27 protein-coding genes are annotated in these 26,191 nt (G+C 50.9%); 13 read left to right on the top strand and 14 right to left on the bottom strand.

Translation table 11 applies throughout. The features are described from left to right. Positions 1–44 precede the first annotated feature (44 nt). Positions 45–2,723: a bifunctional acetaldehyde-CoA/alcohol dehydrogenase gene (gene adhE, locus ADJ24_RS06090; RefSeq protein ID WP_023312099.1), complete on the bottom strand. Its 2,679-nt coding sequence runs from the start codon at positions 2,721–2,723 to the stop codon at positions 45–47. A 478-nt stretch (positions 2,724–3,201) separates the two neighbouring features. On the opposite strand from adhE, the gene ADJ24_RS06085 reads away from it, so the two are divergent. The 7 genes from ADJ24_RS06085 (at position 3,202) to ADJ24_RS06055 (ending at position 11,089) form a co-directional block, all read left to right on the top strand. Continuing rightward, entirely contained in the window at positions 3,202–3,849 is a 648-nt protein-coding gene (locus ADJ24_RS06085; RefSeq protein ID WP_023312098.1) for a YchE family NAAT transporter, read from the top strand. 770 nt (positions 3,850–4,619) lie between these two features. Next, the gene (gene oppA / locus ADJ24_RS06080; RefSeq protein ID WP_023312097.1) at positions 4,620–6,251 is read left to right on the top strand and encodes an oligopeptide ABC transporter substrate-binding protein OppA; all 1,632 of its coding nucleotides are present in this window, start codon (positions 4,620–4,622) and stop codon (positions 6,249–6,251) included. Positions 6,252–6,335: 84 nt separating this feature from the next. After that, positions 6,336–7,256: an oligopeptide ABC transporter permease OppB gene (gene oppB, locus ADJ24_RS06075; RefSeq protein ID WP_008502786.1), complete on the top strand. Its 921-nt coding sequence runs from the start codon at positions 6,336–6,338 to the stop codon at positions 7,254–7,256. A 14-nt stretch (positions 7,257–7,270) separates the two neighbouring features. Further along, entirely contained in the window at positions 7,271–8,179 is a 909-nt protein-coding gene (gene oppC / locus ADJ24_RS06070) for an oligopeptide ABC transporter permease OppC (protein ID WP_023312096.1), read from the top strand. An 11-nt stretch (positions 8,180–8,190) separates the two neighbouring features. After that, on the top strand, positions 8,191–9,204 hold the full coding sequence (locus tag ADJ24_RS06065) for an ABC transporter ATP-binding protein (protein ID WP_023312095.1): 1,014 nt from the start codon (positions 8,191–8,193) through the stop codon (positions 9,202–9,204). Continuing rightward, complete coding sequence (gene oppF / locus ADJ24_RS06060; protein WP_023312094.1) at positions 9,201–10,205, top strand: murein tripeptide/oligopeptide ABC transporter ATP-binding protein OppF; 1,005 nt, start codon at positions 9,201–9,203, stop codon at positions 10,203–10,205. The genes ADJ24_RS06065 and oppF overlap by 4 nt, the downstream gene beginning before the upstream one ends. Positions 10,206–10,219: 14 nt before the next feature. After that, positions 10,220–11,089, top strand: coding sequence for an ion transporter (locus ADJ24_RS06055; protein WP_047741773.1), 870 nt, complete (start codon positions 10,220–10,222; stop codon positions 11,087–11,089). Positions 11,090–11,120: 31 nt separating this feature from the next. Here ADJ24_RS06055 and ADJ24_RS06050 read toward each other — a convergent pair whose 3' ends face one another. Next, a complete protein-coding gene (locus ADJ24_RS06050) occupies positions 11,121–11,450 on the bottom strand; it encodes an HI1450 family dsDNA-mimic protein (RefSeq protein WP_006810881.1) in 330 nt (109 codons plus the stop codon). A 33-nt stretch (positions 11,451–11,483) separates the two neighbouring features. Further along, on the bottom strand, positions 11,484–12,944 hold the full coding sequence (gene cls / locus ADJ24_RS06045) for a cardiolipin synthase (protein ID WP_008502791.1): 1,461 nt from the start codon (positions 12,942–12,944) through the stop codon (positions 11,484–11,486). Positions 12,945–13,088: 144 nt separating this feature from the next. On the opposite strand from cls, the gene ADJ24_RS24960 reads away from it, so the two are divergent. Both ADJ24_RS24960 and leuE read left to right on the top strand, forming a co-directional pair. Further along, positions 13,089–13,262 carry a YciY family protein gene (locus ADJ24_RS24960; protein ID WP_086379783.1) on the top strand — a complete coding sequence of 58 codons (174 nt, stop codon included), beginning with the start codon at positions 13,089–13,091 and terminating at the stop codon, positions 13,260–13,262. 109 nt (positions 13,263–13,371) lie between these two features. Continuing rightward, the gene (leuE, locus tag ADJ24_RS06040) at positions 13,372–14,007 is read left to right on the top strand and encodes a leucine efflux protein LeuE (protein WP_023312092.1); all 636 of its coding nucleotides are present in this window, start codon (positions 13,372–13,374) and stop codon (positions 14,005–14,007) included. Positions 14,008–14,052: 45 nt separating this feature from the next. Here the strand turns inward: leuE and ADJ24_RS06035 are convergent, their stop codons facing one another. After that, positions 14,053–16,269, bottom strand: coding sequence for a phosphoglycerol transferase I (locus tag ADJ24_RS06035; RefSeq protein ID WP_048955431.1), 2,217 nt, complete (start codon positions 16,267–16,269; stop codon positions 14,053–14,055). A gap of 108 nt (positions 16,270–16,377) precedes the next feature. Beyond that, on the bottom strand, positions 16,378–16,674 hold the full coding sequence (locus tag ADJ24_RS06030; RefSeq protein ID WP_023312090.1) for a YciI family protein: 297 nt from the start codon (positions 16,672–16,674) through the stop codon (positions 16,378–16,380). Positions 16,675–16,894: 220 nt separating this feature from the next. Between ADJ24_RS06030 and tonB the strand changes: the two genes are divergently transcribed. Continuing rightward, positions 16,895–17,617 (top strand): TonB system transport protein TonB, encoded by a 723-nt coding sequence (gene tonB, locus ADJ24_RS06025; RefSeq protein WP_032668470.1) that lies wholly within the window; start codon positions 16,895–16,897, stop codon positions 17,615–17,617. Positions 17,618–17,655: 38 nt separating this feature from the next. Here tonB and yciA read toward each other — a convergent pair whose 3' ends face one another. From yciA to ADJ24_RS23435, 4 genes are all read right to left on the bottom strand, one after another. After that, a complete protein-coding gene (gene yciA, locus ADJ24_RS06020) occupies positions 17,656–18,051 on the bottom strand; it encodes an acyl-CoA thioester hydrolase YciA (RefSeq protein WP_008502796.1) in 396 nt (131 codons plus the stop codon). A 104-nt stretch (positions 18,052–18,155) separates the two neighbouring features. After that, positions 18,156–18,695, bottom strand: coding sequence for a septation protein A (locus ADJ24_RS06015; RefSeq protein ID WP_023312088.1), 540 nt, complete (start codon positions 18,693–18,695; stop codon positions 18,156–18,158). Positions 18,696–18,751: 56 nt separating this feature from the next. Further along, entirely contained in the window at positions 18,752–19,495 is a 744-nt protein-coding gene (locus tag ADJ24_RS06010; protein ID WP_023312087.1) for a YciC family protein, read from the bottom strand. 25 nt (positions 19,496–19,520) lie between these two features. Beyond that, positions 19,521–19,925 carry a YkgJ family cysteine cluster protein gene (locus ADJ24_RS23435; protein WP_021240310.1) on the bottom strand — a complete coding sequence of 135 codons (405 nt, stop codon included), beginning with the start codon at positions 19,923–19,925 and terminating at the stop codon, positions 19,521–19,523. Between ADJ24_RS23435 and ADJ24_RS25340 the strand changes: the two genes are divergently transcribed. Together ADJ24_RS25340 and ompW are read left to right on the top strand one after the other, a co-directional pair. After that, positions 19,818–20,114: a hypothetical protein gene (locus tag ADJ24_RS25340; RefSeq protein ID WP_162200813.1), complete on the top strand. Its 297-nt coding sequence runs from the start codon at positions 19,818–19,820 to the stop codon at positions 20,112–20,114. The genes ADJ24_RS23435 and ADJ24_RS25340 overlap by 108 nt on opposite strands. A gap of 94 nt (positions 20,115–20,208) precedes the next feature. Beyond that, positions 20,209–20,841 carry an outer membrane protein OmpW gene (gene ompW / locus ADJ24_RS06005; protein WP_023312086.1) on the top strand — a complete coding sequence of 211 codons (633 nt, stop codon included), beginning with the start codon at positions 20,209–20,211 and terminating at the stop codon, positions 20,839–20,841. A gap of 46 nt (positions 20,842–20,887) precedes the next feature. Here ompW and ADJ24_RS23955 read toward each other — a convergent pair whose 3' ends face one another. The 3 genes from ADJ24_RS23955 to yedE form a co-directional block, all read right to left on the bottom strand. Next, positions 20,888–21,226, bottom strand: a complete 339-nt coding sequence (locus ADJ24_RS23955; RefSeq protein WP_047174179.1) for a hypothetical protein — start codon at positions 21,224–21,226, stop codon at positions 20,888–20,890. A 126-nt stretch (positions 21,227–21,352) separates the two neighbouring features. Next, positions 21,353–21,586 carry a sulfurtransferase-like selenium metabolism protein YedF gene (gene yedF / locus ADJ24_RS05995; RefSeq protein WP_003856774.1) on the bottom strand — a complete coding sequence of 78 codons (234 nt, stop codon included), beginning with the start codon at positions 21,584–21,586 and terminating at the stop codon, positions 21,353–21,355. Then, positions 21,583–22,794: a selenium metabolism membrane protein YedE/FdhT gene (gene yedE / locus ADJ24_RS05990; RefSeq protein ID WP_023312084.1), complete on the bottom strand. Its 1,212-nt coding sequence runs from the start codon at positions 22,792–22,794 to the stop codon at positions 21,583–21,585. Before yedE ends, yedF begins: the two co-directional genes overlap by 4 nt. Positions 22,795–23,411: 617 nt before the next feature. On the opposite strand from yedE, the gene ADJ24_RS05985 reads away from it, so the two are divergent. Beyond that, positions 23,412–24,047, top strand: a complete 636-nt coding sequence (locus ADJ24_RS05985) for a response regulator transcription factor (RefSeq protein ID WP_023312083.1) — start codon at positions 23,412–23,414, stop codon at positions 24,045–24,047. Positions 24,048–24,180: 133 nt separating this feature from the next. On the opposite strand, the gene trpA is transcribed toward ADJ24_RS05985, so the two are convergent. Together trpA and trpB are read right to left on the bottom strand one after the other, a co-directional pair. After that, positions 24,181–24,990 carry a tryptophan synthase subunit alpha gene (gene trpA / locus ADJ24_RS05980; protein WP_023312082.1) on the bottom strand — a complete coding sequence of 270 codons (810 nt, stop codon included), beginning with the start codon at positions 24,988–24,990 and terminating at the stop codon, positions 24,181–24,183. After that, positions 24,990–26,183, bottom strand: coding sequence for a tryptophan synthase subunit beta (trpB, locus tag ADJ24_RS05975; protein ID WP_023312081.1), 1,194 nt, complete (start codon positions 26,181–26,183; stop codon positions 24,990–24,992). Before trpB ends, trpA begins: the two co-directional genes overlap by 1 nt. Between the last annotated feature and the right edge of the window lie 8 nt (positions 26,184–26,191).

Here is a 26,191-nt window from a genome sequence, read left to right as displayed (position 1 = left end):
TAAAAAAACCCGCCATAAAGGCGGGTTTTTTCTTCTACTTTCAATTAAGCGCTTTTCTTCGCTTTCTTGTCAGCTTTGATGACAGGAACTTCTGTTTTCACAGCGGCAACGTCACCTTCTTTGAACTCACGACCGTAGAAGGTATCCAGCAGAATCTGTTTCAGCTCGGAGATCAGTGGGTAGCGCGGGTTAGCACCAGTACACTGGTCATCGAATGCATCTTCAGACAGCTTATCTACATGAGCGAGGAAGTCAGCTTCCTGAACGCCTGCTTCACGGATAGATTTAGGAATACCCAGCTCAGCTTTCAGGCTTTCCAGCCATGCCAGCAGTTTCTCAATCTTCGCAGCAGTACGGTCACCCGGTGCGCTCAGACCAAGGTGGTCTGCGATTTCAGCGTAACGACGACGCGCTTGCGGACGGTCATACTGGCTGAAAGCAGTCTGCTTGGTTGGGTTGTCGTTAGCGTTATAACGGATAACGTTGCTGATCAACAGGGCGTTCGCCAGACCGTGAGGAATGTGGAACTGAGAACCCAGCTTGTGCGCCATAGAGTGGCAAACACCCAGGAAGGCGTTCGCAAACGCGATACCGGCGATGGTTGCTGCACTGTGAACGCGTTCACGTGCTACCGGGTTTTTAGACCCTTCGTTGTAGGACGCTGGCAGGTTTTCCTTCAGCAGTTTCAGAGCCTGCAGAGCCTGACCGTCAGAGAACTCAGATGCTAGCACAGAAACGTAAGCTTCCAGGGCGTGAGTTACCGCATCCAGACCACCGAACGCACACAGTGATTTCGGCATCTCCATGACCAGGTTCGCATCAACGATAGCCATGTCTGGGGTCAGTGCATAGTCAGCCAGTGGATATTTCTGACCTGTTGCATCGTCCGTTACTACTGCGAATGGCGTAACTTCTGAACCGGTACCGGAAGTGGTGGTTACCGCGATCATTTTCGCTTTTACGCCCATTTTCGGGAACTTGTAGATACGTTTACGGATGTCCATAAAGCGCAGCGCCAGTTCTTCGAAGTGGGTTTCAGGATGCTCGTACATGACCCACATGATTTTCGCGGCGTCCATTGGGGAACCACCACCCAGTGCGATAATCACATCTGGTTTGAAGGAGTTAGCCAGTTCAGCACCTTTACGCACAACGCTCAGGGTAGGGTCAGCTTCAACTTCAAAGAACACTTCAGTTTCAACGCCAGCCGCTTTCAGTACAGAGGTGATCTGGTCAGCGTAGCCGTTGTTGAACAGGAAACGGTCAGTCACGATGAGCGCACGTTTGTGGCCATCAGTAATCACTTCATCCAGCGCGATTGGCAGTGAGCCACGGCGGAAGTAGATAGATTTCGGAAGTTTGTGCCACAACATGTTTTCAGCTCGCTTAGCAACGGTTTTCTTGTTGATCAGGTGTTTTGGACCAACGTTTTCAGAGATGGAGTTACCACCCCAGGAACCACAACCCAGAGTCAGGGAAGGTGCGAGTTTAAAGTTGTACAGATCACCGATACCACCCTGAGAAGCAGGGGTGTTAATCAGGATACGTGCAGTTTTCATCATCTGACCGAAGTGGGCAACGCGTTCTGGCTGGTTGTCCTGGTCGGTGTACAGACAAGAAGTGTGACCGATACCGCCCATGGCAACCAGTTTCTCGGCTTTCTCTACCGCGTCTTCGAAATCTTTCGCACGGTACATGGCAAGCGTTGGAGACAGTTTTTCATGTGCAAACGGCTCGCTTTCGTCGACAACTTTCACTTCACCGATCAGGATTTTGGTTGTTGCCGGAACGGTAAAGCCTGCGAGTTCAGCAATTTTGTAAGCCGGCTGACCCACGATAGCAGCGTTCAACGCGCCATTTTTCAGGATAATGTCCTGAACGGCTTTCAGCTCTTTGCCCTGCAGCAGGTAGCCGCCGTGGCTGGCGAAACGTTCACGAACAGCGTCGTACACGGAATCGACAACAACAACAGATTGTTCAGATGCACAGATCACGCCGTTATCGAAGGTTTTAGACATCAGTACAGACGCAACGGCACGTTTGATGTCAGCGGTTTCGTCGATAACAACAGGGGTGTTACCCGCGCCCACACCGATTGCTGGTTTACCGGAGCTGTAAGCGGCTTTAACCATGCCAGGACCACCGGTCGCCAGGATCAGGTTAATGTCCGGGTGATGCATCAGCGCATTGGAGAGCTCAACGGAAGGTTGGTCGATCCAGCCAATCAGATCTTTTGGTGCGCCAGCAGCGATCGCCGCCTGCAGGACAATATCTGCCGCTTTGTTGGTCGCGTCTTTCGCACGTGGGTGTGGAGAGAAGATGATTGCGTTACGAGTCTTCAGGCTAATCAGTGATTTGAAGATAGCTGTAGACGTTGGGTTAGTTGTCGGAACAATACCGCAGATGATGCCGATAGGTTCAGCGATGGTGATGGTACCGAAGGTGTCGTCTTCGGACAGGACGCCACAGGTTTTCTCATCTTTATAGGCGTTGTAGATATACTCGGAAGCAAAGTGGTTTTTAATCACTTTATCTTCCACGATACCCATGCCGGATTCGGCAACGGCCATTTTAGCGAGAGGGATTCGAGCATCTGCAGCAGCCAGTGCGGCCGCGCGGAAGATTTTATCAACCTGTTCTTGGGTGAAATTGGCATATTCACGCTGGGCTTTTTTAACGCGCTCGACGAGGGCGTTCAGTTCAGCGATATTAGTAACAGCCATAATGCTCTCCTGATAATGTTTAAACTCTTTTAGTAAACCAGCGCTCGATACGTCACACAGTATAGACAGAGCCGATACGACTTGCGTAACACAAAGTAAAACAAAGAGTTACTTTATGCGTCAGCACACTAATTTACTAAAAGAGCCTTACCTTAGCATCATCCCTTTTTGTCAGGTGATCTCCCTGGGGGCGTAACCAAGATTACTCACTTCTGAGTACGGAAATCATGATCTGCGTCAATTTTCCCCCAAGCTGATACCTTTCAGCAGGGTTATTTCGTTGAGGTTTTTCAAGTGTTAAATAATTACGTAAGTAATGGAAGTGGCGCTGTCATTGATTATACATATATTTAACATCCTGAAATGGTAACGTTTTGCCGCAGATTTCGAGTGAAGTATGCTAATAAAAAGGGTATCTTCAGCGCGATTTCTCATGACAAATTGTCAGGCCCGGGCATGTGTATAAGCGGAGCAAAACGTGATTCAAACGCTCTTTGATTTTCCAACGTATTTTAAATTTTTTATTGGTTTGTTTGCCCTGGTCAACCCGGTGGGGATCATTCCTGTCTTCATTAGTATGACGAGTTATCAGACGGCGGCGGCCAGGAATAAGACCAACCTCACCGCTAACCTGTCAGTAGCTATCATCTTGCTCACCTCCCTTTTCCTGGGTGACGCCATTCTCCAGCTCTTCGGGATTTCGATTGACTCGTTCCGCATAGCGGGTGGGATCCTGGTCGTGACCATCGCCATGTCAATGATCAGCGGTAAGCTAGGCGAGGATAAACAAAACAAGCAGGAGAAGTCAGAAACTGCCATCCGCGAAAGTATTGGCGTGGTGCCGCTGGCCTTACCGCTCATGGCTGGCCCTGGCGCCATCAGTTCAACCATTGTCTGGGGCACGCGTTACCATAGCCTGATGCACCTGATTGGCTTTTCCGTTGCCATTGCACTTTTCGCGCTGTGCTGTTGGGGAGTATTCCGCATGGCACCCTGGCTGGTGCGACTGTTGGGGCAGACGGGCATTAACGTCATAACGCGTATTATGGGCCTGCTGTTGATGGCGTTAGGGATTGAATTCATCGTTACAGGAATTAAAAGCATTTTCCCCGGTTTGCTGCACTGATATTTCGTATGAAAGAACGGAGCCACGGCTCCGTTTTTTTACGTCATTATCAGTAAATCCTATAACTAAAGTTGAAATGCTCACATATCATAATAAATTCTACTAATAATGTTCATTGGTTGTATTTCAATGAGTTATTAATTTCCGCCAAACCCGCCTGCGCAGAAAACCTTCGATCGAACTGTTATTTTACTCACATGATACTCTGGGGCTTGCTGAGAGATAACCGAAATGATATTAGTAAATTCAACATTCCCCTAGATGAATGTGCTAAATAATAACCAGTTGTTAAATTTTCATACAAAATCACTCGATGATAGCGCAGCGACGCGCTTGTAGAGAAAATTTTCTCTATCCTATTGAATGTCATATTTTTTTAGTGGCATTCAATGTCCGGCAAGGCTGCCCTCAACGATGCGGTACTCACCGTAAAAGAGAATTGCTTAACAAATTTGCAAAATGTATTGGCGCGCGTTTACGCCATTTGATACTTTCCGGCCTAATATTTTGCAGCATAAAACAAGCAGATGAGAATTATTTTCATATGGTTCTCTTCTCAGATATCCAGCGCAGGTCTCAAACAGGGGAGGCCTGTAACGAATCGACGCAAGACGGCCATACGAGCGGTCAGTAATAAAAAAGTCGGTGATAGCAAGCAGTAAAAGAAGAACCTGACAGCAGCAAAAAAAACTCCTGCGCTGTACAGGCCCCAACAGGGGATTACACAGCTGGCGAAGGCCAGTCATTATAATGAGTGGAGTACCAACACAATGTCCATCATCACAAAAAAAAATCTGGTAGCGGCGGGGATTTTAACTGCGCTAATCGCGGGCAACGCTGCAATGGCTGCGGACGTTCCTGCAGGTGTTCAACTGGCGGAGAAACAGACGCTGGTGCGTAACAACGGTGCGGAAGTTCAGTCTCTTGACCCGCACAAAATTGAAGGTGTCCCTGAGTCTAACGTTAACCGCGACCTGTTCGAAGGCCTGCTGGTGACAGACGTAGACGGCCACCCGGCACCGGGTGTAGCAGAAAAATGGGAAAACAAAGATTTCAAAGTCTGGACATTCCATCTGCGTAAAGATGCGAAATGGTCCGACGGTACACCGGTTACGGCCGAAGATTTCGTTTATAGCTGGCAGCGTCTGGCGAATCCAACCACCGCCTCTCCGTATGCGAGCTACCTGCAATATGGCCACATTGCCAATATTGATGACATCATCGCGGGCAAAAAACCTGTAACCGATCTGGGCGTAAAAGCGATCGATGCCAATACCTTTGAAGTGACGTTGAGCGAACCTGTTCCGTACTTCTATAAGCTGCTGGTTCACCCGTCCGTCTCTCCGGTACCAAAATCCGCTGTGGAAAAATTTGGTGAAAAATGGACGCAGCCTGCCAATATCATCACCAATGGTGCCTATAAGCTGAAAGACTGGGTGGTCAACGAGCGTATGGTCCTTGAGCGTAACCCACAATACTGGGACAACGCTAAGACCGTTATTAATCAGGTTACCTACCTGCCAATTTCGTCCGAAGTGACTGACGTTAACCGCTACCGCAGCGGTGAAATCGACATGACCTATAACAACATGCCGATTGAACTGTTCCAGAAACTGAAAAAAGAGATCCCTAAAGAAGTTCACGTCGATCCGTACCTGTGCACCTATTACTATGAAATCAACAACCAGAAAGCACCGTTCACCGACGTACGTGTCCGTACCGCGCTGAAGCTGGCACTGGATCGCGATATCATCGTGAACAAAGTGAAAAACCAGGGCGATCTGCCGGCGTACAGCTATACCCCGCCATACACCGATGGCGCAAAACTGACCGAGCCAGAGTGGTTCAAACAGACTCAGGAACAGCGTAACGCAGAAGCGAAGAAACTGCTGGCCGAAGCGGGCTACACCGCAGATAAGCCGCTGACCTTCAGCCTGCTCTACAACACTTCCGATCTGCACAAAAAACTGGCTATCGCCGTCGCCTCAATCTGGAAAAAGAACCTGGGCGCGAACGTCAAGCTGGAGAACCAGGAGTGGAAAACCTTCCTCGACAGCCGCCATCAGGGCACCTTTGATGTGGCTCGTGCTGGCTGGTGTGCGGACTATAACGAACCGACCTCCTTCCTGAACACCATGCTGAGCGACAGCTCGAACAACACCGCTCACTATAAGAGCCCGGCGTTCGACAAGCTGATTGGCGACACGCTGAAAACCACTGACGAAGCACAGCGTAAAGAACTGTACTCTCAAGCAGAGCAGCAGCTGGATAAAGATTCCGCGATCGTTCCGGTTTACTACTACGTTAACGCCCGTCTGGTGAAACCGTGGGTAGGTGGGTATACCGGTAAAGACCCGATGGATAATATCTACGTTAAAAACTTGTATATTATCAAGCATTAATGGCAATGAGTGGGGCGGGCGTGCTCGCCCCACGGTGTCTAACCAACGTCACATAATATAGGCACACGCCAGAAGGTACGGGCAATGTTGAAATTTATCCTACGTCGCTGTCTTGAAGCGATTCCAACGCTATTTATTCTCATCACGATTTCCTTCTTCATGATGCGCCTTGCGCCGGGAAGTCCATTTACCGGTGAGCGTACGCTGCCGCCTGAAGTCATGGCGAATATCGAAGCGAAATACCACTTAAACGATCCTATCTCCACCCAGTACTTCAATTATCTGAAGCAGCTGGCCCACGGCGATTTTGGACCGTCATTTAAATATAAAGACTATTCCGTTAACGACCTGGTCGCGTCCAGCTTCCCGGTTTCGGCTAAGTTGGGTGCTGCGGCATTCATTCTGGCCATCGTTTTCGGGGTCACCGCAGGCGTTATCGCCGCGCTCAGACAAAATACCAAATGGGATTATGCCGTAATGGGGGTGGCAATGACCGGGGTAGTAATACCCAGCTTCGTTGTCGCGCCATTACTGGTGATGATATTTGCCATCACGCTGAAGTGGCTGCCTGGCGGCGGCTGGAACGGCGGGGCATTGAAGTTCATGATTTTGCCGATGGTGGCATTATCTCTGGCGTACATCGCCAGTATCGCGCGTATCACCCGTGGTTCAATGATCGAAGTGCTGCACTCGAACTTCATTCGTACCGCGCGCGCTAAAGGGCTGCCGATGCGTCGGATTATCTTCCGCCACGCGCTCAAACCGGCGCTGTTGCCCGTGCTCTCCTACATGGGACCGGCATTCGTTGGGATCATCACCGGCTCTATGGTTATCGAAACAATCTACGGCCTGCCTGGCATTGGTCAGCTGTTCGTTAACGGCGCGCTCAACCGCGACTATTCGCTGGTGCTGAGCCTGACCATTCTCGTCGGTGCGCTGACCATTCTCTTTAACGCTATTGTCGATGTGCTGTATGCCGTCATCGACCCGAAAATTCGTTACTAACGCTGGAGCACGCCATGATGTTGAGTAAGAAAAACAGCGAGGCGCTGGAAAACTTCAGTGAAAAACTGGAAGTAGAAGGTCGTAGCCTCTGGCAGGACGCGCGCCGTCGCTTTATGCACAACCGTGCAGCGGTTGCCAGTCTGGTTGTTCTGGTGATCATCGCGCTGTTTGTAACCCTGGCGCCGATGCTGTCGCAATTTACCTATTTCGACACTGACTGGGGCATGATGTCCAGCGCGCCGGATATGGAATCAGGCCACTATTTTGGCACGGACTCCTCTGGACGCGACCTGCTGGTGCGTGTCGCTATCGGTGGCCGTATCTCGCTGATGGTCGGTATTGCTGCCGCGCTGGTCGCGGTGATCGTGGGTACGCTCTATGGCTCACTTTCCGGATACCTCGGCGGCAAAATAGACTCGGTAATGATGCGTCTGCTGGAAATCCTGAACTCCTTCCCGTTTATGTTCTTCGTCATCCTGCTGGTGACCTTCTTCGGCCAGAATATCCTGCTGATCTTCGTGGCCATCGGGATGGTGTCCTGGCTGGATATGGCGCGTATTGTTCGCGGCCAGACGCTGAGCCTCAAACGCAAAGAGTTTATCGAAGCGGCGCAGGTAGGCGGTGTGTCCACCGGGAATATCGTGGTTCGCCATATCGTTCCTAACGTGCTGGGCGTGGTGGTGGTTTATGCCTCACTGCTGGTACCAAGCATGATCCTGTTTGAATCTTTCCTGAGCTTCCTGGGTCTCGGCACACAAGAGCCTCTGAGCAGCTGGGGCGCGCTGCTGAGCGATGGCGCAAACTCGATGGAAGTTTCACCGTGGCTGCTGCTTTATCCGGCGGGTTTCCTGGTCGTTACCCTGTTTTGTTTTAACTTTATCGGCGATGGCCTGCGTGATGCCCTCGACCCGAAAGACCGTTAAGGAGCGCCGTCATGACAATTATTGAAACGGCCACTGCGCCACAGGCGCAACAGCAGAATAACCTTTTGCTGGATGTGAAAGACCTCCGCGTGACCTTTAAAACGCCGGACGGGGATGTTACCGCCGTCAACGATCTCAACTTCAACCTGCGCGCGGGTGAAACGCTGGGGATCGTGGGGGAATCCGGATCCGGGAAATCTCAGACCGCCTTTGCGCTGATGGGCCTGCTGGCTGCTAACGGCGTGATTGGCGGCTCCGCTAAATTCAACGGTCGTGAAATCCTTAACCTGCCGGAGCACGAGCTGAACAAGCTGCGCGCCGAACAGATCTCGATGATTTTCCAGGATCCGATGACCTCGCTGAATCCGTATATGCGCGTAGGCGAGCAGCTGATGGAAGTCCTGATGCTGCACAAAGGCCTGGGTAAAGCGGAAGCTTTTGAAGAGTCGGTCAAAATGCTGGATGCGGTGAAAATGCCGGAAGCACGTAAGCGTATGCGCATGTTCCCGCATGAGTTTTCTGGCGGTATGCGTCAGCGCGTGATGATTGCGATGGCGCTGCTGTGCCGGCCAAAGCTGCTGATTGCCGATGAACCTACCACCGCGCTGGACGTTACCGTTCAGGCGCAAATCATGACCCTGTTGAACGAGCTGAAGCGCGAGTTCAACACGGCGATTATCATGATCACCCACGACCTGGGCGTGGTGGCAGGCATCTGCGACAAAGTGCTGGTGATGTATGCCGGTCGTACCATGGAATATGGCAAAGCGCGCGATGTCTTCTATCAGCCTGCGCACCCGTACTCCATTGGTCTGCTGAACGCGGTACCCCGTCTTGATGCGGAAGGGGAATCCCTGCTCACCATTCCGGGCAACCCGCCAAACCTGCTGCGTCTGCCGAAAGGCTGTCCGTTCCAGCCGCGCTGCCCGCACGCGATGGAAATCTGTAACAGCGCTCCGCCGCTGGAAGAGTTTGCACCAGGCCGTCTGCGCGCCTGCTTTAAGCCGCAGGAGGAGCTGGTATGAACGCATTAGATGAAAAACGCAACGTGCTGCTCGAAATCGCCGATCTTAAAGTGCATTTCGACATCAAAGACGGCAAACAGTGGTTCTGGCAGCCACCGAAGACCCTGAAAGCGGTGGACGGCGTCACGCTGCGCCTGTACGAAGGGGAAACCCTGGGCGTGGTGGGAGAGTCCGGCTGCGGTAAATCGACCTTTGCGCGAGCCATTATCGGTCTGGTCAAAGCCACCGACGGTAAAGTGGCCTGGCTGGGTAAAGATCTGCTGGGCATGAAGCCCGACGAGTGGCGCGAGGTGCGCAGCGATATCCAGATGATTTTCCAGGATCCGCTGGCATCATTAAACCCGCGTATGACCATCGGCGAGATTATTGCCGAGCCGCTGCGGACCTATCATCCAAAGATGTCTCGTCAGGAAGTGCGCGACCGCGTGAAGGCGATGATGATGAAAGTCGGCCTGTTGCCGAACCTCATCAACCGCTATCCGCATGAGTTCTCCGGCGGTCAGTGCCAGCGTATTGGTATTGCCCGTGCGCTGATCCTCGAACCGAAGCTGATTATCTGCGATGAGCCGGTTTCCGCACTGGACGTTTCCATTCAGGCGCAGGTGGTTAACCTGCTGCAGAAGCTGCAGCGCGAAATGGGACTGTCGCTGATCTTCATCGCGCATGACCTGGCCGTGGTGAAACACATCTCTGACCGCGTGCTGGTGATGTATCTGGGGCATGCCGTGGAGCTGGGCACCTATGACGAGGTGTACCATAATCCATTGCACCCATACACCAGAGCGCTGATGTCCGCGGTGCCGATCCCCGATCCGGATCTGGAAAAGAATAAAACCATCCAGCTTCTGGAAGGGGAATTACCTTCGCCGATTAACCCGCCGTCAGGCTGCGTCTTCCGCACGCGCTGCCCGATGGCCGGACCGGAATGTGCTAAAACGCGACCGGTTCTCGAAGGCAGCTTCCGACATGCGGTTTCCTGCCTGAAAGTAGACCCGTTATAATCGCAAGGGCTGACATGATGTCAGCCCTTATTTTTTGCGAGGTAACTGTGTCGCGTTTATTCACGTTAGCCCGTCGGCGGCTATATCATTTTTTATTCGATCCTGAAACGGTTTCCGGGCGACGCTTTGAAGGTCTGTGCGGTTTATTTGCGCTCCTCAGCGTGGTTGTCATCTTTATTGAATCGGGTGCCGGGACGCAATACCACCTGACGTTTGACGAATGGCATATCTTTGTCTGGCTTGAGCTGGCGATTACCCTGGTTTTTACCGCTGAATATCTCCTGCGGGTAATAGCCTGGCCCAACCCGGCCAGATATGTTTTCAGCTTCTGGGGATTTATCGATTTAGCCACCATCCTGCCGCTCTATGTTATGTGGCTGTGGCCGGAGATTAGCCTGAGTTATGTCTTTGCCTGGCGAGCGATGCGCGTGATTCGGGTATTACGTATTCTGAAATTACTGCGTTTTATGCCGTCATTACGCGTGTTCTGGAGTGCGATCGTCAGCGCCCGCCATCAGCTTATTTTGTTCTACTCGTTTATTGCCATCGTCATGATTGTTTTTGGCGCGCTGATGTATTTAATAGAAGGGCCTAAATATGGCTTTACGACGCTCAATGCGTCCGTCTACTGGGCCATTGTGACCGTCACCACCGTGGGTTACGGTGATATCACGCCCCATACGCCACTGGGGCGCATCGTGGCGTCCGTGCTGATTTTGATTGGCTATTCGGTTATTGCCATCCCGACGGGACTTATTACCACACACATGAGCAGCGCGTTTCAGAGCCGCAAGCAACAGCGCAAATGTCCTCATTGCCAGAAGGGTGAACATGAACACGACGCGCGGTTTTGTCACCGCTGCGGCAGTGAATTACCGGAGTAAATAAAAAAGGCTGCAATCGCAGCCTTTTTTATTATTCGCGCCAGAGAATATGGCACAGCTTGTGGTCTTTCTCCCGACAGAGCAGGACGCGGGCGAAAATATCGTTAATTTCGCCGCCGTCTTCATCGGCCAGCCCAATCACCACTTCGGCAAAGAAGTCAGGATTCAGGTCGAAATCCACATGCTCAGCCCAGTCTTCTGAAGGGTCGAACAATTCAGCACCGCCGCGCTCTTCGAACTGCAGATTAAAGAGGATCACGTCTGCGGGATCGAGGTTATCAACCGCCAGTTCGAGAAAAATGTCATAGGCCTGCTCGAGCGTTTCGTCTTCGGTCAGGCGATTGTTCAGATCCATTTCCATGATGACTACCTGTTTAACATCGTTGGGCACGTTTTACAGCAACGGACTAAAGAAGTAAAACAGTCGTTCGGCAATTCTCTGCCACAGCGGTCGTTTTACCCACAGTCTGGCATCCAGCAGCCGCGAGCGGGAGATATAATCATCCTGCACCGCCGCAAGGTCGCCGCCAAAGCCAGCATCATCAATGACCAGCGTGATTTCAAAGTTTAGCCACAGGCTGCGCATATCCAGGTTGACCGTTCCCACCAGGCTCAGCTCACCGTCGACAAGAACGCTCTTGGTGTGGAGCAATCCGCCTTCAAACTGGTAAATTTTCACCCCTGCGGCCAGCAGTTCGCTGAAGAATGCCCGGCTGGCCCAGCCCACCAGTAGGGAGTCATTTTTGCGTGGCAAAATGATGCTCACATCGACACCGCGCTGCGCGGCGGTACAGATCGCATGCAGGAGGTCGTCGCTGGGGACAAAGTAGGGCGTCGTCATGATCAGATATTCACGCGCCGAGTAGGTTGCCGTCAGCAGCGCCTGATGGATTAAGTCTTCCGGGAAGCCCGGCCCGGAAGCAATGGTATGAATGGTATGACCGCTCGCCTCTTCAAACGGCATAATATTGCCGTCCGGAGGTGGCGGCAGGATACGCTTGCCGGTTTCTATTTCCCAGTCGCAGGAATAAACGATGCCCATCGAGGTGGCAATCGGCCCCTCCATTCGCGCCATCAAATCAACCCATTGACCTACGCCCGAGTCCTGTTTGAAGAAGCGCGGGTCAACCATATTCATGCTGCCGGTGTAGGCAATATAGTTATCGATCATGATCATTTTGCGATGCTGACGAAGATCCATCCGGCGCAGAAATACGCGCAGGAGATTCACTTTCAACGCCTCAACCACTTCGATCCCGGCATTACGCATCATGCCCGCCCAGGGGCTACGGAAAAATGCCACGCTACCCGCGGAGTCAAGCATCAGGCGGCAATGAATGCCGCGCCGCGCGGCGGCCATCAGCGACTCAGCGACCTGGTCAGCCATCCCGCCGGGCTGCCAGATATAAAAAACCATCTCGATATTATGACGCGCCAGCTGAATATCGCGGATTAACGCCTGCATGACGTCGTCGGACGAGGTCAGCAGCTGCAGTTGATTGCCCTTGACGCCGCCAATCCCCTGACGGCGCTCGCACAGCTTAAACAGTGAGGAGGCGACGCTGCTGTTCTCCTCGGCAAAAATATGTTTGCAGGCTTTAAGGTCGTTCAGCCACTTCGCGGTGGAGGGCCACATGGCGCGGGCCCGCTCGGCGCGGCGTTTACCCAGATGAAGCTCGCCGAAAGAGAGATAGGCAATAATTCCCACCAGCGGGAGGATATAAATGATCAGAAGCCAGGCCATGGCAGAGGGTACGGCTCTGCGCTTCATCAGGATGCGTAATGTCACACCCGCGATTAACAGCCAGTATCCCAAAATGACCAGCCAACTCACCACGGTGTAGAAGGTTGTCATAGGTAAAAAAATCCTTTTGAAAGCGTATTGTTATGAGTGTACGCATCAGGATTCATCTGGCAAATAAAAACGCCAGGTAAAAGCGCTGGTTTGCTGCCGGGTTGGGTTTATAATGGCGACTCTGTTAGTTAAAGAGTTGTAGACATGAAGCGCAGTAGAACAGAAGTAGGGCGCTGGCGCATGTTGCGACAGGTGAGTCGTCGCAAGGCTCGTTGGCTGGAAGCTCAATCCCGCCGCAATATGCGTATTCACGCCATCAGAAAATGTGGATTGACCAGGCACCGCAATGCGTTGCTGTTCGCAGTCCAGGATATCTGAAACCATGAGGGCACCGTAACGGGTGCCCGCTGATTTTATAGCGTCTGATTTTTTAGGAATAGCGTATTTGCAGCGATATTCCTGTTGTGTTTAGCAAAAGGAGGGAGAAGTGTTTGCGGAGTTTGGCGTACTGAATTTCTGGACGTATGTTGTCGGCGCATTTTTTATCGTGCTGGTGCCAGGGCCGAATACCCTGTTTGTGCTAAAAACCGGGATCGGTCACGGCGTTAAAAAAGGGTATCTTGCCGCCACGGGCGTATTTATCGGCGATGCGGTGCTGATGTTTCTGGCCTGGGCGGGCGTCGCGGCATTAATCCAGACCACGCCGGTACTGTTTAATATCGTGCGCTATCTCGGGGCCTTCTATCTGCTCTGGCTGGGCGGCAAAATGCTCTGGTCAGTGGTGAACCGCCAGAAAAATGCCCATGAGAGCGGCCCCGAACCGGCCAGTATGATCATGAAACGTTCGCTGGTGTTAAGCCTGACCAACCCCAAAGCGATTCTGTTCTACGTATCGTTCTTCGTTCAGTTTATTGACGTGAATGCGCAGAGCACCGGCACTTCTTTCCTGATCCTCGCAACGACGCTGGAGTTAATAAGCTTTATGTATATGAGCTTCCTGATCTTCTCCGGTGCGTTTGTCACACGTTATCTGAAAACGAAAAAGAAACTGGCAAAGCTGGGGAACGGGCTCATAGGGCTGCTGTTTGTCGGGTTTGCGGCGAGGCTAGCGTCGCTACATTGATGGTTTGAAAGGCTCCTGAGGGAGCCTTTCAAAAGATTATAAAAATTATCTACAGTCTTTGAAAATGGTACATAATTCATTCAGCTTATAATTTGTTTTGTTTATAAACACATCTAATGGGATATCAGGGCTCCCTAAAATGAACTTAGTATCACTTTTAGTATAAGTTCCTATTATTTGCTGTCTGGGGGCCAGGTCAGTAGCCGCATTCGAGCGCAATAATTCATTAACTGATGGTCTGGTTTCATAAGGGATACAAAAAACAGACTCATTTGAAGCAATGATGAGAGTCGAACTGTCTTTACCAATCAAGTTTTTTACTGCATTCACATCAACTGGAACGTTATTGCATGTGTTAAAATTGGCCAAGAGTTTAAGTTCATTATTTTCTCCTTCCAGTTTGTAAAAATTAACCCCATATGGCATGGTTTGCTCTTGAGTATTATCATTAATGCCTGTCTGGACATTAAGTGGCCCAGACGAAATGCCAATAAGTTCCTCAGAAAACAAAGGAGATGCAACGTTAAGTTCTCTTCTATTGAAAATACCTTTTTCATTTATTTGGTACTGTGTCGTACTATTATGTGTTAGTTCATAACCACATAAACCTTGTTTACTTTTTGATGTTACTGAACAATCATTTATATAATAAAGAATATTATCTCCCCCAGTAATTTTTTGCGCGTTTAAGGCAAAGGCTTCAAAATAAATGCTCTTGATGTTTTTATTCTTATCAGCGGATCCGAAGAGGGGCCATTTATATTCTTGTTGGCCAATTGTCAATTTGCCATCTTTAAATGAAAATTTCTCATTTAGGGAAGGGTAATTCCATAGTGAAGACGAAAACCCTAGATAGTCACTAATGTTTTTAGATTTTTCCCATAATTGTAATATCTGGCTTTTTTCATTCCGAAGTAAACTGTGACCAAATCCAAAATCAGGTTTATCAGCCGAAGAGACGTCAAGTATAGTCGGCCAGACATCAAGTAATGTTCCTGGTTTGGCGATTTTAGTGGGTTTAATTCCTTTTTTTATAATAATAAAATTGTTCGTACGCTTGTCCTGAATGCTGTCAAGCTCTTTACTGGCAGCGTTAGCCATCATCAAATGATCTGAAACAAGAACAATGATTGTATTGTCAAAATGGTCTGAGTTGATGATTTTTTTAATAAATGTACCAATAAGATAATCAGAACAACTTGCTGATTTAAACATTGGGTTACTGATGGCAGCATTAATATGTCCATCACAGGCAGATAAATAGGTACCTGCTGGCGGGTGAGTATTGACGGTTAATAATGAGAGGAGGAAATTATTTTTTGAGGTCGATAACTTTTCAAATTCATTATATACATGGTCAATGAGCGAATCATCATGAACACCCCATCCGCTGATGTCATTTTTATTTACTACGTGATGATTAAGCAAATATTGTTTATCATGTTGATAAATCCAGCCATGCTGAGAAAAGAACTTACCCCCTCCAGCAAATTCTTTATCACTCCCACGTATAAATTCCGTAGTGTATCCACTTTTTTTCAAATGCGTTGCAATGCAATCAGCCCCACCCAAGAAATGAGACATATTATTCGCTGAATTACCCTGAGGGAGTACTAATGGGATAGCACATTGGGTATTGACCATTCCTGCCATTGTCCACCCCATACCCGGAATTTGACGTATGTCAGTGAATTCAAGATATTGATCTGCAAGTTTGCTTATTTGTGGAATATAATTGATGCCATCAATGTTTCTCAGTGAACGTTCAAGGCTCTCAGCATAAATAAAAACATAGTTGTACTTATTATTCATTTCGTAATCAATGCTGTTATACTCCCTGGCCACTTTTACCCCATTTCCATAGGATAAGTTCAGAAGCGAATTGTATATATTTTGGGTTGCATTAGATTGAAAAACGAATAATAAAAGGGATATGATAAACAAAACATTATAAAATGTGACATTGTGCCGTGGTAATTTTTTTCGAAATCGGAATGACGCAAATATTATCGCTATGGAAATCAAAATAAATATGCTTGCGGCAAAAACTTTAGGCAATATATCATCAATAGACGTCCCGTGAACATTACTTCTAAGATGATAATAAACTGCATCATTTACACCATTTCCGGTAAACATATTTGATATAAACCAGAAAGCAAATATAAGTAATGCAATAACCACCACAATTGATTTGATTCTGATAAATGTAGCATTAGCAAAACAAACGGCCAATAATAATACTAATAAGATATAATCCATAACAAAATTTTCTAAGTAAAAGAGATGAATGGATTATATCTTTTTTCATTCAAAAAGGTAGTAGGGCAATGCAACGTTAGTTTGCTGCCCTACATTTACACGATTGATTTAAAACACTTTCTTATACGGTCTGACCGTCACTTTCGCATACACACCTGCGGCAACATACGGATCTGCGTCAGCCCATGCCTGAGCGCTTTCCTGAGATTCAAACTCAGCAATCACAGTGGAGCCGGCAAAACCGGCAGCACCCGGATCGTTGCTGTCTACTGCGGGCATGGGGCCAGCGGTCAGTAAACGGCCTTCATCCTGGAGCAGCTGCAAACGTGCAAGGTGCGCAGGGCGCACAGACTGGCGTTTTTCGAGCGAATCAGCAACATCTTCAGAGTAAATCACGTAAAACACGGCGAAGCTCCTTAACCGGTAAAAGTGTCAGTTACGTTATGTGAAAGGGCAAACGACTGCAATGTAAAATAAAAACAATGTTAATACCCTGATCTGAATGCGCCTTTTTTGGCCTCTCAGGCGCTAAAGTTGCGCCAGAACAAAGTGTCTTATTGAATATGATTGCTATTTGCATTTAAAATCAGGGTTCGGTTTTTTAACGTTGATGAATATGACTTCGATGACCCTTGATTTACCTCGCCGCTTTCCCTGGCCGACACTGCTTTCTGTCGTGATTCACGGTGCCGTTGTGGCGGGTTTGCTGTATACCTCGGTTCATCAGGTTATTGAAATGCCCGCGCCCGCGCAGCCGATTTCCGTGACGATGGTATCGCCAGCGGATCTCGAGCCGCCGCAGGTTGCCCCTCCGCCGCCGCAGCCGGTGGCAGAGCCTGAGCCAGAACCCGAGCCCGTTCCGGAGCCACCGAAGGAAGCCCCGGTAGTGATCCACAAACCTGAACCGAAGCCAAAACCTAAGCCGAAGCCAAAGCCGGTGAAGAAGGTCGAGGAGCGTCCGAAACGCGAGGAACGTCCGGTTGAACCGCGCGCGACCCAGACGGTGGAGAATGCGGCGCCTTCGCGTCCGGTGATGAATAACACCGCAGCCGCGCCTAAGCCGACAGTCAGTGCCCCTGCGGGTCCGCGCGCGCTGAGTCGCAACCAGCCTCAGTATCCGGCGCGAGCGCAGGCCTTGCGTATTGAAGGCCGCGTACGGGTTAAATTTGACGTTACTGCCGATGGCCGCGTGGATAACGTGGAAATATTGTCCGCTCAGCCTTCTAATATGTTTGAGCGCGAAGTGAAATCGGCGATGCGCAGATGGCGCTATGAGGCCGGGAAACCGGGCAACGGACTGATTGTGAATATTGTTTTCCGCCTGAACGGCGGGGCGCAAATGGAATAAAAAAAGCCTCCTGATGGAGGCTTTTTTTTGCCTGTCAATCAGGCCTGCGGAAGTTGACGAGGCTTGCCTTCGCTGTCCACTGCGACATAAATAAACAGCGCTTCGGTGGCCTTATAACGCTGCCCAATAGGTTCAGAAGAGACTTTCTTAACCCATACTTCGATGTTGATTGAAATAGAGGTGTTGCCGCGTTTGACGCAGCGCGCGTAGCAGCAAACCACATCTCCCACCGCAACCGGGCGCAGGAAGGTCATGCCGTCCACTCGCACAGTCACCACGCGCCCGTGGGCAATCTCTTTTGCCAGAATTGCGCCGCCCATATCCATCTGCGACATCAGCCAGCCGCCAAAAATATCGCCATTGGCATTGGTGTCAGCGGGCATTGCCAGTGTGCGTAAAACCAGTTCGCCCTGCGGGGCGTTAGTTGTTGTCATTGTTTTAACTCGTAACGGAAGACTTCAGGCGGGATGCTACTATGATTTTACAGTGGAGAGAATAGACCAGAACGCCTGTCGTTGACGTTCTGGTCAGTCATTAATCAGTGCTTGTCGTCTTGCGGCATGTGGCGATAGATGTATACGCCGCTTAACAGCGTGAAGATAAGGGTCAGCGCAGTCAGGCCAAAGACCTTGAAGTTGACCCATATATTCTGCGGCAGCCAGAAGGCGATATAGATATTGGCAAGACCACAGAGAATAAAGAAGACCGCCCAGGCGATATTCAAACGGGACCAGACTTCCTGAGGCAGCGTCAGCTCTTTGCCCAGCATGCGCTGGATCAGCGGTTTTTTCATCACCCACTGGCTGATTAACAGTGCACCAGCGAACAGCGCATAAATGACGGTCACTTTCCACTTAATAAATTCATCATTGTGGAAGAACAGCGTAAGCCCGCCGAACACGGCGACCAGGACGAACGTTATCAGCGCCATCTTTTCGACTTTACGATAGCGAACCCAGCTGTAGATCAGAACAACAGCCGTTGCAACGATCAGCGCAGTGGTCGCGGCATAAATGTCATACAGCTTATAAAAAGCAAAAAAGACCACGAGCGGTAAAAAATCAAGAAACTGCTTCATTCTGTGATTCCATCTTCTGAACGGGGCGGGTGGCAGCGATGCCGCCCGCCTCAGGATTACTGACGAATTAACATATACAGGCGGAACAGATAGACCAGCAGTACCGCTGAAATCAGATTGCTCAGCGTATTCGCCACTACCGCGCCAACGTTCGGCGTTAATACCGCAAAATTCGGTGCAAACAACAGCAGGAGCGTTTTGGCGAGCAGCCAGCCGATCACGGCGGGAGCCACCAGACGCATATTCGCCCATGCCAGTCTGATGCTGCTGCGCATCGCGGTAAAAATCCCCATCTTATCCTGCACCACCATCACAGGCGCAAATGAAAGCACGATAGCCAGTAATACGCCCGGCACCACGACCAGCATAATCCCCATTTGCACCAGCATGGTAGTTAAAAAGATCAGGATAAACAGCTTAGGTAAGACTGGCGCACTCGCACCAATCGCCCGTAAGGCGCTGACCCGGTGACCCGCCGAGACCAGCTGAATCATCAGCAAAACGCCGCCCGCCAGAACCGCATTACCAATCAGGCCTGAGAACGTTGACGCGGCAGACGCCCGCAGCAGAATCTGCTGCTGCTCCGGCGTCATGTTTTGCACCAGTTCAAACAGCCCCACGCTTCCGGCGAGGTGGTCGCCCTGGCTCAGGCTGGCAATCTGTTCATCACTCGGTGAGAAGGCATGGCCCAGCACCACCGTGATAAAGGCACATAGCAACGCGATCAGTAAAAAGGTTATGAACTGATTGCGGAAAAAGTTTCCCGTGTCACGGTAGACAGACTTCGCCGTGATAGACATGCACTCTCCTTGAGTATTGCAGGTGTTAATTAGCCGGCAATTGTACACCGGATGCACCTGCTGTGGCAGCATCAAGGCTTGTATGGAAAAGCATATCTTTGTAAAGCGGCGGTAATCCAACGCGCGCCCGGGCGCGATTGCAGGCTTCGTTGACCTGCCCATCCTCCCCCGACATGGCAAATTCCCGGCACGGGCTGGGCCGATCCTCATAGATGGAACACCTGGTAGAGACCCCGGGCTCGCCCTGTAGCGCCACGCAGCGGGCCTGCTTTTGGTTTGTGCCGCTCATGCAGCGCAGAAAAGGCGTTAGCGGCTCTGTGAGATGAACCGGAACGGTACCGCCGCCATCGCTGGCTTCGGCCCAGTAGAAAGAGACTCGAAAATACGCACAACAGGCTCCGCACGTCATGCACGGGTTGATATCACTCATGGCACACCTGCTAAAGAAGAACGCATCAAATCAACTTGTGAGAGCGATAAATTATCCAGCCGCCAGAGGAAGAGCAAGAGGGGGAAAAGGGAAAATTTTGTAACCGTGAAATGCCAAAAATTGACATGGAAACAACTTATCGCTTTTGGATGTGCAACAAAAAAATTAATCCAGATCAATGAATGTTAAGTTACTGGTTTTAATGTGATCTGTAGCAGATCACTTATTACTCATTTGTGAGTATATTCTCATCCGCGATTAAAACCACAACGATGGAGCGGATATGAAAAAATTAGCGGTGGCAGCCCTTGTATTAAGCAGTCTCTCTGGCGGCGCGTATGCGCATGAAGCAGGCGAATTCTTTATTCGTGCCGGTTCGGCTACGGTTCGCCCGACTGAAGGATCGGATAACGTGCTGGGTATGGGCGGTTTTAACGTCAGTAATAACACCCAGTTAGGGTTAACGTTCACCTATATGGCGACGGAAAACGTTGGTGTTGAGCTTCTGGCTGCAACGCCGTTCCGTCATCGCGTAGGTCTGGGCGCAACCGGTGATATCGCTACGGTTCACCATTTACCGCCAACGCTGATGGCGCAATGGTACTTTGGTGATGCCAGCAGCAAGGTGCGTCCTTATATTGGCGCCGGTGTGAACTACACCACTTTCTTCGACGAGAAGTTTAACGATACCGGTAAAGAGGCCGGCTTGACTGACCTTAGCCTGAAAGATTCATGGGGTATGGCGGGGCAGGTCGGTCTGGATTATCTAATTAACCGCGACTGGCTGATTAACGCCTCGGTCTGGTACATGGATATTGATACGGACGTACGCTTCAAAGCGGGCGGTCAGCAGCAAAGTATCAATACTCGCCTGGATCCGTGGGTGTTTATGTTCTCTGCGGGTTATCGTTTCTAATCCCCCGTCAAACTGGCCACAGGGTGGCCAGTTTGCTTTGCTCACTTCAAAACGACGGATAAACCGGCCGCTCATCAAGCTTTACGCAGTGCCTCAGGATATTTTCTCCATCATATAAATAGCTGAAAGCGTCGCTGGACAGGGAATGAAAGAGAATATCGCCGTTGGCAAACGGGATGATTTCGGTATCACCTGCACGTTTATGTCCCGCGCCGGTTTCAAAATGGCCGTGCCATCGTTCCTGGGTATGGTCATAAACGTGCAGAATGACCTCGACAAGTCCTCTTTGCGGACAATTAAGGCGCAGGAAGGTAGAAGAGAAATTCAGGGACAGCGCATGGAAGGGAATCAATAAGGCGAAAACCAGTAAAGCTCGTAAATACATCAAATCGCGAAAACCTCCTTCAAAAGGGAAGTGAGATTTTACTTAAGTCAAAAAACGCGTTTTTGCCGTGGATCAAGATGTCTTATAATTCAATACGATAAAGGCCCCGCGCGAGGCCCTTAGCGATCATTTTTGAATCAAATAGCGAATGGTCGGGCCATCCTGCTGGATATCCAGCACCGTGTAGCCGTGGTTTTTCGCATCCAGCGGAATGTTGTTGATGGACTGCGGACAGTCGCTGACCACTTCCAGAATTTCCCCTTTTTTGAGCTGCGGTAGGGCTTCAAGCGTGGCAACAGCCGGATAAGGGCAGGGTTCACCGACCATATCCAGACGGTAATCGGGCACGATCTCTTTCATGCAGCATTCTCCTGGGTTTCTGTTTTAACACTCGCGCGACGGAAGAAGCGTTTCTCCTGCGCGACAACCAGTAAAAAAGCGACCAGCAGCAGGGCGTAGGTGACCAGCAGGCCGCCGAGAGGCCCGAAGGTGTTCAACAGGTTTACCTTGTCCCAACTCGTGGCAAGCGCCGGAGACAGATCGTCCCAGAAGTAAGCCAGGATCGTCGAGCCGATAACATTTCCCAGGCCCACCCACCAGTAATGCACCTGACCTTCAACGGCGCGGTACATCCAGCCGGTTTCACACCCGCCAGCCAGCACGATCCCGAAGCCGAACAGCAGGCCGCCAATGACCGCGTTAGGACCGGCCCACATGATTTTCGGTTCGACGCCGAGCTGAACATAGCTGAAGATACCGATGGCGCTGACCGCCATCCCGGCGATAATCGCCTTTGCCATCATCGTACGGCCGGTGATCCACATATCGCGAAACGCGGAGGTAAAGCAGATCTGCGCGCGTTCAATGAGCAGACCAAAACCCACGCCGAACAGCATCGCCAGGCCGAGTTTGGGCTGATTCATTGCAGTGCAAAGCGCCCAGGCGACCATAGCCAAAAAGACCAGCATACCGAGGCGGAAACGGCGACGCGCCTGGTCTGGCTTCTGGGTTAACGGAGACGCTGCGCTGACTTTTGTCATTTTCACCGGAATGCGGAACAGCGGTAGCAGGGTGAATTTTGCACCGAAGTAAGAGCCGATGGCCGTGGCGACGGCAAAGAACCAGGCGTGAAGCGAAAACTGAGGAATCCCCGTAAAGAAAGCGGCCAGGTTACAGCCCATCGCCAGGCGGGCGCCAAACCCGGCAATGATACCGCCGACCACCGCCTGCATTATGCGAATACGGCTTTTGGGCATCCGCAACTTAACGTTGTTTGCCCACAGCGCCGCCGCGAAACAGCCGCCGAACATGCCGATGATCATCATCCCGTCGATGCGGGTGAGCGGCGTGCCGTCCAGATGAATGAGTTTAAAGTAACCCCACTCTTCGGTATGCACGCCAGCGAGCTGTAGCAATTGACCACCCCAGCGGGTGAACTCGCCGGTCACGGCCCAGAAGGTGCCGGTGATGCCGAAATAGTAGGTAGAGAGAATGCCTGCCGCGATAACGGCCGGAACAGGTGACCAGAACTTAACCAGGTAAGTCTGTTTGAAGGCGTGCCATGACATGAATAAGCCTCTGAACTCAGAAGGTGTAAGTGAATTTAACGGACTGGAATATATATCTTTTTCGTTTGCCTCAAAACCTCTCAAAACCTTTTCTGCAAAATACCGCCTCTTTTTATGACCTTAGTCATTAAACCGTGCTGCGTTTGGATTCTCGGTACGGCTGCGGAATTCAGAGAAGCAAGAGCCGTTGATATACCTGATGTTCTGACAGAGACTCTGGCGGAGTGCGGGTGGATCCCGAATCGGCGTTAACACCAAAAACGCACTCTTATTCAGCTAACCACCTGGCAGATATAAAAACTGCACCTTAAAACGACAGGGCTAAGGTAATTCCCGCGATATGAGTCAAATATATACAAAAGGGTTTGCTTGACGGATGAGTTTTAACAGTACCCCTGCTCAAAAACGACTATTATATGAATCTTTTTTCAGAATATCCTCATGCTAATTACCTTTGCTAAATTAGAATATTCGCATATGGACTGTTAGTCTTTGATTTTGTTACTTCCGGTTATTAAACGATATCAGACATAGAAGCTGGCAATTCTAAAATTTTTTGTGAATGGACGCCTCCGCTCGTATTATGTACGTCGAAGGCCTGGTGAGGAGAGAGTGATATGGAAGATGTTGTTTATGTTATCGATGATGATGATGCATATAGGCTGTTTGTGGTTAAATTGTTAATGGCGAAAGGTTATCAAACTTTTGACTTCAAAAATGCCGAAGAATTTCTCTCCTGCCCCATAGTTGATCATCCCTCATGCTTAATACTTGAAATTAACACGCCAGACACTAACGGTTTCGATGTGATAGATGCCCTGAAGGAACGTGGCTGTACAATACCGATAATTATCCTGACTATGACCAGCTCAATCCCACTCTGCGTACAAGCGATGAAAGCAGGTGTTCGGGACTTTTTGACTAAGCCAGTCGAACCGGAACAATTTATCAATGTCGTGAAAGATGTGCTAATCGAAGCGACTAATAATTTTTTAGAGCAGCAAAGAATATTCGAGCTTTGTAAAAACTATCAGGCATTGACACGGCGCGAGAAGCAGACCTTTGAGTTGGCGATTAATGGCCTGCAAAACAAACAAATTGCGTCTGAACTGGGCATATCAGAAATTACCGTGAAGGTCCATCGACGTCGGGTTATGGATAAAATGCAGGTTCGTACTTTAGCTGATTTGGTCCATGCTGCCGGTACTTTACAAATTGGTAAGTCCCGATGCCCGCCCCGGAAACGTTATTAATAAAGCATAATTGAGGCATTCATCATTACTGGCCTGTCAATTGCGTTCTTAAATAGCAGCCCGCACGTCAGCAGCATGAAGAGTGATAACCAGGAAGGGGAACCGTCTGGCAGGAAGCCAGACGGTAGAGAGGTTATGCTTTACGCGTCGCCGCTTTCATTGCGGTCACAAACGCTTTCAGCTCGGCCAGCATCTGCTCGGGCTTGTCCACGTTCTTTTCGATGATCTTCACAATCGCGGAGCCGGAGATGGCACCAGCCGCCTTCGCGTCAATCGCTGCGGTGACCTGATCCGGGGATGAAATCCCGAACCCCTGCAGCGGAGGCGCGGCATGGTACTCGGCCAGCTTCTCCACCAGATGATGCAGCGGCAGGGCGGCTTTATTCTCGGCACCGGTCACGCCCGCGCGGGAGAGCAGGTAGGTATACCCGCGTCCGTAAGAAGCAATCTGGCGCAGCAGTTCGTCATCGGCGTTCGGCGGGCAGATGAAAATCGGGGCGACGTTATGCCGCATCGCCGCCTGACGGAATGGCGCAGACTCCTCAACCGGCACGTCTGCCACCAGAACGGAGTCGACGCCCACGCGCGCGCACTCGGCATAGAACTCATCAATACCGCGGTTAAAGACCAGGTTGGCGTACATCAGCAGGCCGATCGGAATGGTCGGGTGCTTCTGGCGAATCGCCGCCAGCATCTCGAAGCACTGGGTTGGCGTCACGCCGGAGGCGAATGCGCGCAGCGTCGCATTCTGGATGGTCGGGCCATCCGCCAGCGGATCGGAGAACGGAATACCCAGCTCCAGCGCGTCGGCGCCGGCTTCAATCAGGGTGTCGATAATCTTCAGCGACTGTTCCGGGCCCGGATCGCCCAGGGTGACGAAGGGAACGAACGCGCCTTCCTGGCGGGATTTCAGCTCTGCAAATACGTTATCATAGCGTTCCATCAGATTTCCCCTCGTGCTTTCAGAATATCGTGAACGGTGAAGATATCTTTGTCACCGCGGCCGGAAAGGTTCACCACCAGCAGCTGTTCTTTTTCCGGATTTTCTTTCATCATTTTCAGCGCGTGCGCCAGCGCGTGCGAAGACTCCAGCGCCGGGATGATCCCTTCGCTGCGGCACAGCGTTTTAAAGGCTTCCAGCGCTTCGTCATCGGTAATGGAGACATAGTCCGCGCGGCCGGTGCTGTTCAGATACGCATGCTGCGGCCCGACGGACGGGAAGTCGAGGCCGGCAGAAATAGAGTAAGACTCTTCAATCTGACCCTCATCGGTTTGCATCATCGGGGATTTCATCCCGAAGTAGATCCCCACGCGGCCATGCTTCAGCGGCGCGCCGTGTTCACCCGATTCAATGCCGTGACCGGCAGGCTCGACGCCAATCAGGCCCACGCTGGTGTCGTCGATAAAGTCTGCGAACATACCGATGGCGTTGGAGCCGCCGCCGACGCAGGCGATTACCGCATCCGGGAGGCGACCCTCTTTTTCGAGGATCTGCGCTTTGGTCTCTTCACCGATCATGCGCTGGAATTCGCGCACGATAGTCGGGAACGGGTGCGGGCCCGCCGCGGTACCGAGCATATAGTGTGCGGTTTCATAGCTGCCAGACCAGTCGCGCAGCGCTTCGTTACAGGCGTCTTTCAGCGTCGCGGAGCCGCTGTGCACCGGGATCACTTCTGCTCCCATCAGACGCATACGGAAGACGTTCGGAGACTGACGCTCAACGTCTTTCGCTCCCATATAGATGCGGCATTTCAGGCCGAGCAGGGCGCTGGCAAGCGCAGAGGCCACGCCGTGCTGACCCGCACCGGTTTCGGCGATGATTTCGGTTTTGCCCATACGCTTCGCAAGCAGCGCCTGACCCAGCACCTGGTTAGTTTTATGCGCGCCGCCGTGCAGCAGGTCTTCACGCTTCAGATACAGCGTGGTTTTGGTGCCTTCCGTCAGGTTGCGGCATTTGGTCAGCGCGGTCGGACGACCGGCGTAATTTTTCAGCAGGTCGGTAAATTCAGCCTGAAACGCCGGGTCTTTCTGCGCGCTGACAAACGCTTCTTCCAGCTGGCGCAGCGCGGGCATCAGGATTTGCGGGACGTACATCCCGCCGAACTCACCAAAATACGGGTTAAGTAATGTCGTCATCTTCTCTT

This window comes from Enterobacter sp. 940_PEND (assembly GCF_001059415.1).
GTDB lineage: Bacteria > Pseudomonadota > Gammaproteobacteria > Enterobacterales > Enterobacteriaceae > Enterobacter > Enterobacter cloacae_M.
This window is presented reverse-complemented; position numbering and strand designations above follow the sequence as displayed.

What these genes read in the sequence shown, in the direction of transcription:
- adhE (WP_023312099.1), bottom strand. Translation starts at nt 2,723, where the DNA reads ATGGCTGTTACTAATATCGCTGAACTGAACGCCCTCGTCGAGCGCGTT.
- oppA (WP_023312097.1), top strand. Translation starts at nt 4,620, where the DNA reads ATGTCCATCATCACAAAAAAAAATCTGGTAGCGGCGGGGATTTTAACT.
- oppB (WP_008502786.1), top strand. Translation starts at nt 6,336, where the DNA reads ATGTTGAAATTTATCCTACGTCGCTGTCTTGAAGCGATTCCAACGCTA.
- oppC (WP_023312096.1), top strand. Translation starts at nt 7,271, where the DNA reads ATGATGTTGAGTAAGAAAAACAGCGAGGCGCTGGAAAACTTCAGTGAA.
- ADJ24_RS06065 (WP_023312095.1), top strand. Translation starts at nt 8,191, where the DNA reads ATGACAATTATTGAAACGGCCACTGCGCCACAGGCGCAACAGCAGAAT.
- oppF (WP_023312094.1), top strand. Translation starts at nt 9,201, where the DNA reads ATGAACGCATTAGATGAAAAACGCAACGTGCTGCTCGAAATCGCCGAT.
- ADJ24_RS06055 (WP_047741773.1), top strand. Translation starts at nt 10,220, where the DNA reads ATGATGTCAGCCCTTATTTTTTGCGAGGTAACTGTGTCGCGTTTATTC.
- ADJ24_RS06050 (WP_006810881.1), bottom strand. Translation starts at nt 11,450, where the DNA reads ATGGAAATGGATCTGAACAATCGCCTGACCGAAGACGAAACGCTCGAG.
- cls (WP_008502791.1), bottom strand. Translation starts at nt 12,944, where the DNA reads ATGACAACCTTCTACACCGTGGTGAGTTGGCTGGTCATTTTGGGATAC.
- ADJ24_RS24960 (WP_086379783.1), top strand. Translation starts at nt 13,089, where the DNA reads ATGAAGCGCAGTAGAACAGAAGTAGGGCGCTGGCGCATGTTGCGACAG.
- ADJ24_RS06035 (WP_048955431.1), bottom strand. Translation starts at nt 16,269, where the DNA reads ATGGATTATATCTTATTAGTATTATTATTGGCCGTTTGTTTTGCTAAT.
- tonB (WP_032668470.1), top strand. Translation starts at nt 16,895, where the DNA reads ATGACCCTTGATTTACCTCGCCGCTTTCCCTGGCCGACACTGCTTTCT.
- yciA (WP_008502796.1), bottom strand. Translation starts at nt 18,051, where the DNA reads ATGACAACAACTAACGCCCCGCAGGGCGAACTGGTTTTACGCACACTG.
- ADJ24_RS06015 (WP_023312088.1), bottom strand. Translation starts at nt 18,695, where the DNA reads ATGAAGCAGTTTCTTGATTTTTTACCGCTCGTGGTCTTTTTTGCTTTT.
- ADJ24_RS06010 (WP_023312087.1), bottom strand. Translation starts at nt 19,495, where the DNA reads ATGTCTATCACGGCGAAGTCTGTCTACCGTGACACGGGAAACTTTTTC.
- ADJ24_RS25340 (WP_162200813.1), top strand. Translation starts at nt 19,818, where the DNA reads ATGAACCGGAACGGTACCGCCGCCATCGCTGGCTTCGGCCCAGTAGAA.
- ADJ24_RS23435 (WP_021240310.1), bottom strand. Translation starts at nt 19,925, where the DNA reads ATGAGTGATATCAACCCGTGCATGACGTGCGGAGCCTGTTGTGCGTAT.
- ompW (WP_023312086.1), top strand. Translation starts at nt 20,209, where the DNA reads ATGAAAAAATTAGCGGTGGCAGCCCTTGTATTAAGCAGTCTCTCTGGC.
- ADJ24_RS23955 (WP_047174179.1), bottom strand. Translation starts at nt 21,226, where the DNA reads ATGTATTTACGAGCTTTACTGGTTTTCGCCTTATTGATTCCCTTCCAT.
- yedF (WP_003856774.1), bottom strand. Translation starts at nt 21,586, where the DNA reads ATGAAAGAGATCGTGCCCGATTACCGTCTGGATATGGTCGGTGAACCC.
- yedE (WP_023312084.1), bottom strand. Translation starts at nt 22,794, where the DNA reads ATGTCATGGCACGCCTTCAAACAGACTTACCTGGTTAAGTTCTGGTCA.
- ADJ24_RS05985 (WP_023312083.1), top strand. Translation starts at nt 23,412, where the DNA reads ATGGAAGATGTTGTTTATGTTATCGATGATGATGATGCATATAGGCTG.
- trpA (WP_023312082.1), bottom strand. Translation starts at nt 24,990, where the DNA reads ATGGAACGCTATGATAACGTATTTGCAGAGCTGAAATCCCGCCAGGAA.
- trpB (WP_023312081.1), bottom strand. Translation starts at nt 26,183, where the DNA reads ATGACGACATTACTTAACCCGTATTTTGGTGAGTTCGGCGGGATGTAC.